Source organism: Blautia sp. ZXY-1-C6, from assembly GCF_056339875.1.
The window spans coordinates 1-5,381 of the sequence record NZ_JBWJVQ010000043.1; the positions used below are offsets into that span (position 1 = coordinate 1).

A 5,381-nucleotide genomic window follows, 5' to 3' on the forward strand; every position below is an offset into this window, starting at 1 on the left:
CGGGAACAATGCATGGAAGCCCATCGCCAGCGCCTTGACAGACGGATTCAGTGTAAAGAGCAACAGTGAAATAATACCTACTATAACCAATGCGATTGCTCCCTTCGCTGTTGCTTTCTTCCAGTAAATTCCAAACAGAATCGGCACTACAAAAATTGCCATTCCTGAGAATGCAAACAGGTTAATCTCAAAAATACTGCCTGGCTGGAATACACCAAAGCAAATTACAACGATACCGATAATTACAGTCACTACCTTAGACAGGCTCATAACAGCCTCATCTGTAGCATTCTTATTGATAATCTTCTGATAAATATCACGGGTAACAGCACCGGTGGTGGTGACCAGAATACCATCGATAGTGGACATACCTGCTGCCACGATACCTGCGATGAAAATAGAAGCCAGGAATGGATTCATTCCCCTCTGCAGAATCATTGGAATAATCTGATCTGCCTTCTCGATATTCTGAATAGAAGCGATACCATTTACACCGGCCCACTCAATCAGAGTCGCAGAGAAAAACATACCTGCAGTACCAAGAAGAATTGCTTTAAACATAGTCTTATGATCCTTCATGGCAAAGAATTTGGTAAACAGATGCGGCTGTCCCATAGTAAAGAAGGACCACAGTACAATGTTGGATATATAATAAGTCCAAGGCATATAACCATTGGCACCCGGGAAAGTCAAATAAGCCTCATTCATGCTCTGAAGTGTATGGTTAATATTGGAGAAACCTCCACCCATTACTATAGATACAATAAAAGTAACCACTGCAGTAGCAATCATCAGAGACCCCTGGATAACGTCTGTCATCATGGCACCTTTCATACCACCAGTCATACAGTAGAGAATGACAATGATACCCATTCCCACAACGCCTACCCATTCAGGCAGTCCGGTAAATACATGTACAATAACGCCTGCTCCGATAATCTGTGCACCCATCATCGGAACCAGGAAGAAGAGCATCATCACGCCCAAAACACCGCTCATATTCTTGGAGTGATAACGATCTGTCAAGTAATCAGCCATGGTCAGAAAACCATATTTATGACCAAGGGTAATCAGCTTGCGGCCAATCAGAAGAGCCGGAAGAATCATGCAGAACACAGCTCCAGGTACAGAAATAGCCATTCCTGCATAGCCTACACCGTAAATGGTTCCCGGTGTACCGAGAAATGTTCCCATGGAAAACTGAGTTGAGAAATATGCAATACCACTTACTACCACGCCAGCCTTTCCACTCAATACAAAGAAATCGCCAATATTATTCGTCTTACGTCCTGCGTACCAACCAATAAATGCCATAATTCCAAGATAAAGTACCAGAACTGTATAGAAAGGAATCGGTGCTGGCTGAATTACTGCTGCTCCATTCATTTATTTGTCCTCCTCATCATAAGTGTGATATTCTTTTCTCTTCATACACATGCGATAATAAACAATAATCAGCACAAATGTAATGGCAGTGTGAACAATCCATCCGAATATATAGAGTGGAACACCACCAAATGCGGGAATATACGTCTCGCTGTAGAAAAACGGGAACGGAATCATAATTAATACAAACATAATCAGAAAAATAATCAACCATGTCCGTTCGAAGTGTTTCTCAAAAAGTTTCTTCATAGCCTTTTTCCTCCTTTGCTTTCGAAAGAAAATCATGTAATATATACTATGATTTTCTTTCGATTTTTTGTTAAGTATATACTTTACTTTATATTTTCCATTATACATGCTATAATAAATTTGTAAAGTTTTTACTTATATTTTTATGAAAAAAATATAAAACATTGCATGCACCATGCAAAGAAAGGACATCGTGTAATATCTATGGATATTTTAGAGCATCTTCAAAAACTTTATCCTGCCCTGACAAAAAAGCAGAAAACAATCGCAGATTATCTAATTGCTAATCCGGAGGAAATCAGCTACATTACACTGGCACAGCTAAGCCATCAGACCGGTACCTCCGAGCTGACTTTGCTTCGTTTTTGTCAAAAACTGGGGTACTCCAACTTTCTGGACTTAAAGGAGCAGTTTCGGGACTATACCCAGAAAATGATTAAACAGGCCTCCTCTTCTTCCTTTTTTCTGCCGGAGCGCATCTCAGGCGAAGCCTCCGAACGAGAACGGATCCTTCATGAAATCTGCAATACAGAGGCTACAGTTTTCTCTGATTTTATTGCTAACATCAATCTGGAATCTGTGATAAAGGCTTCTGATGAAATCCGAAAAAGCAGCCATATCTACATTTTTGCCCATGATATTTCCCTGGTACCCGGTAAATTTCTGCAGGGTCGTCTGGAAATCCTGTACCTTAATGCTGTGTTGATTGATTTATCAGATCTGGAATTGACCCAGAAGACTATCCAACAGCTGACGGATGGTGATCTGGTAATCTTTTTCTCTTTCCCCCGTTATTATTTTCCTATTGGAAATATTGCTAAAAAAGCGGCAAAATCAGGTGTACCGATTCTGACCATCACCGACAGTGATACTTCTCCGGCGGCAGCACACAGCACACTTTTGCTGCTTTGCCCCACCTCTACGAAGCTGTTTTACAACTCCATGACCGTGCCCATGGCCATGCTCAATATTCTGGCTTCCTGTCTCGTCATCGACAGTATATCGCCAGCAGAACGTCAGATCTTTATTGATACCTTGCCATCCTGATTTCCAGACAAAAAAACCGGATATACAGTTTCCCGCAGGAAACCATATATCCGGTTTCGTTTTTATTCTCTTTTCATAGCAGTTCGATTTCTGACCAGTTACCTCTTTTTATCTTTTATTTCTCGTAAGTTCCTTTTCGGAGTACCTCTCCATGCTTCATAAAGATCTCTCCCCTTGCCACATAGGTATCCAGCGTCAGGTTCTGATCAAACAACAACATATCTGCATCGGCCCCTTCTGCCACAATTCCCTTGATTCCCTGTAAATCCAGGCTCTCCGCCACCTGACAGGTCATATAAGGCAATGCTTCCTCCAGATTCATTCCAAGGGCCTGCACCATATATTTCAACTCTTTATAAAGCGCATCCACACCAGATACACCTATCTCCAGAAGGCTGCCGTCCTCAGCATAATTAGACCAGCTTCCGTGTCCGTCAGAGCTCATTGTGATATGCTCTGTGGGCAGTCCCCGCTTTTTAGCCTCCAGAACACATTCTCCCGGTGAAGTGTGCATACCGCAGGTCAGATCAATATAACCTCCCCGCTTCAGAAATTCGTAGCCCTCTTCCAGCAACTTTTCATTCCGGTTGACATGAGTGGGACGGAAAATCCGTACAGGAACAGAACTCACCTCCAATGCCCGGAATACCGGCGCAAGACCATCTTTGTCATCTCCCATGTGAAGCACCACAATGCCTGGCTTTCCACTGAGCATTCCCGCCACACGAGCTTTACTTGCAATCTGAACCAACTGATCACCAGTCACATTAGGTGCCCGGTGATCAGATATCGCCAGCTTCACACCCAAAATCTCATTCACGAATACGATGTCCCTGTCTGTTTCACCTGTGATAGTCGGGCTGGGATATCCGTAAGCACCTGTGAGCATATAAGCACTCACGCCCTCCTCACAGAGTACCCGGGTCTTCGCATAAAGATTGTCCACACTCCTGGTGATACCATCCGTACCCAGAAGTCCCACCACTGTTGTGATACCGTTCTCTACCAGCTCCGACATCTGTAATTCCGGTGTCCGCGTATGAAAACTTCCCTCTCCACCGCCTCCGGTGATATGTACATGTTGATCTAAAAATCCGGGAGTAAGAATCTTGCCCTCTGCATCCAGCACCTCGCACTCCACAGGCAATTCTCTGATGGAATCCTGTATACATTCAATCTTTCCCCCGCAAATCAAAAGATCCTTTTTACCGAGATATTCTGGTGCGTAAATCTCTGCATTCTTTACCAATAACATAACTGTTCCCCTTTTTCCCGTAGCTGTTCATTACGCAGATACTCCAAACTATCATGAACAGTTACTCTTCTTTTTTCGTTTCTACTCAAAGTATATACGATGGAATCCGTTTTGTCTATGAAAGTTCTGAATAATTAGCTATATATCTCCACCATCAAGGTACATCCGATATGAATGTTTGTCCCATTGGCAGCTTTCCTGAAGAAGTAATTTCTAATCGGTTGTCATATACCGCCACCTGTATCGTACCATAATGAATTATCAAAAATAAAATCTAAGGTGGACAGATTGCTTTGTCTATTGTAATATATGCTGTATGGAATTTTACGAGGAGGATTTATCATGGAAGAAAAAATACTTAATTTTATTCTGGAATGTGCAGAAGTCCAGAAATTGGTTCCATTCTCACTTATCGAAGAAGAATTTAATCTTATTCTGGACGAAGCCTTAAAGTCTGTCATTACGGATGCTCTCTGGGATAATGATACTATTTCTGACGTAACTATAGGAACTGATGGTTTTACTGTCACATTTTTCGAGAATTGATCGTAAATATCAAACTATAGCAATCCTCGTAAATAATGCATTTAAGACAGTTCAGCAGAGTGCGAAAGACAAGGAAGATATCTGCAGGCGTGCTGACGCACGGCAAAGATATCTGACGCAGATTTCACACTCTGATGGACTGGATTAAGATGCATTATTTTAGAGGATTGCTATAGTCATATTTCTCAAGCCCCAGATTCTCAAAACAATATCTGGGCTTTCCAACACTCTTCCTGCCATATTCGATTGCCTCAGCCGGGCAATAACAAATGCAAGCCATACAGTGCGTACAATGCTTTCCCCATACAGGCTTTTTATTTTTTAGTGTTATGTTGTTTAACGGACAGAATTTTTTACATTTGCCACAGCCGGTACATGTCTGATCCGCCCGGAATGCATTTGCCTTTACAAATGCCACATAGAAGATATCATTCACCAGACCACTCTCAAAAAGATGCACCGAAGCCACTTTTTGATGGAAGCTTCTCTCCATGTTTGATTGCCAACGCAGCTTTAGCAATATCAGGACCTGCTGCCGCAACGATCTTCTTTGCTTTCTCCACATCAGGAGCATTAAACATGGCAATGTAATTCTCCGGCATAATGATCTGTGCCGTCCCCATATGTTTTAATCCTTTTTTCTCACTCAGTTTTCGATTGTATATATCTGCGCCACCAATACCGCTTCCGCAGCTCATCACATACCAGACATTCTTCGCCCCGACAAATTCTGTCTGTCCGATCCAGTCAGAAACCACACGCGGGATTCTCCATGCATAAGTCGGTACCACCACTACCAGATTCTCTCTTGTCTTAACAGGCCCGGTATCGCCCGATTTGATCCGTTCGTTCATACAGATCAGTTTTTCCTGCAAGCTGCCGGCAATCCTCTCTGCTA

5 protein-coding genes and 1 pseudogene are annotated in these 5,381 nt (G+C 42.6%); 2 read left to right on the forward strand and 4 right to left on the reverse strand.

Features of this window, described 5'->3' with window-relative positions:
• Both AC075J_RS01915 and AC075J_RS01920 read right to left on the reverse strand, forming a co-directional pair.
• Positions 1–1,386, reverse strand: a 1,386-nt coding sequence (locus AC075J_RS01915; protein ID WP_476389903.1) for a sodium:solute symporter family transporter, incomplete at its 3' end; no start/stop codon positions are given.
• A complete protein-coding gene (locus tag AC075J_RS01920; RefSeq protein ID WP_020993867.1) occupies positions 1,387–1,635 on the reverse strand; it encodes a hypothetical protein in 249 nt (82 codons plus the stop codon). It abuts the gene before it with no gap.
• A 204-nt stretch (positions 1,636–1,839) separates the two neighbouring features.
• Here AC075J_RS01920 and AC075J_RS01925 point away from each other — a divergent pair, with 204 nt between their 5' ends.
• Complete coding sequence (locus AC075J_RS01925; protein WP_118331509.1) at positions 1,840–2,682, forward strand: MurR/RpiR family transcriptional regulator; 843 nt, start codon at positions 1,840–1,842, stop codon at positions 2,680–2,682.
• Between the two features lie 115 nt (positions 2,683–2,797).
• Here AC075J_RS01925 and iadA read toward each other — a convergent pair whose 3' ends face one another.
• Positions 2,798–3,937 carry a beta-aspartyl-peptidase gene (gene iadA / locus AC075J_RS01930; RefSeq protein ID WP_287638366.1) on the reverse strand — a complete coding sequence of 380 codons (1,140 nt, stop codon included), beginning with the start codon at positions 3,935–3,937 and terminating at the stop codon, positions 2,798–2,800.
• Positions 3,938–4,279: 342 nt separating this feature from the next.
• Between iadA and AC075J_RS01935 the strand changes: the two genes are divergently transcribed.
• Complete coding sequence (locus AC075J_RS01935; protein ID WP_020993865.1) at positions 4,280–4,483, forward strand: hypothetical protein; 204 nt, start codon at positions 4,280–4,282, stop codon at positions 4,481–4,483.
• Between the two features lie 154 nt (positions 4,484–4,637).
• Here the strand turns inward: AC075J_RS01935 and AC075J_RS01940 are convergent.
• Positions 4,638–5,337 (reverse strand): annotated as a pseudogene (locus AC075J_RS01940) (EFR1 family ferrodoxin).
• Positions 5,338–5,381 lie beyond the last annotated feature (44 nt).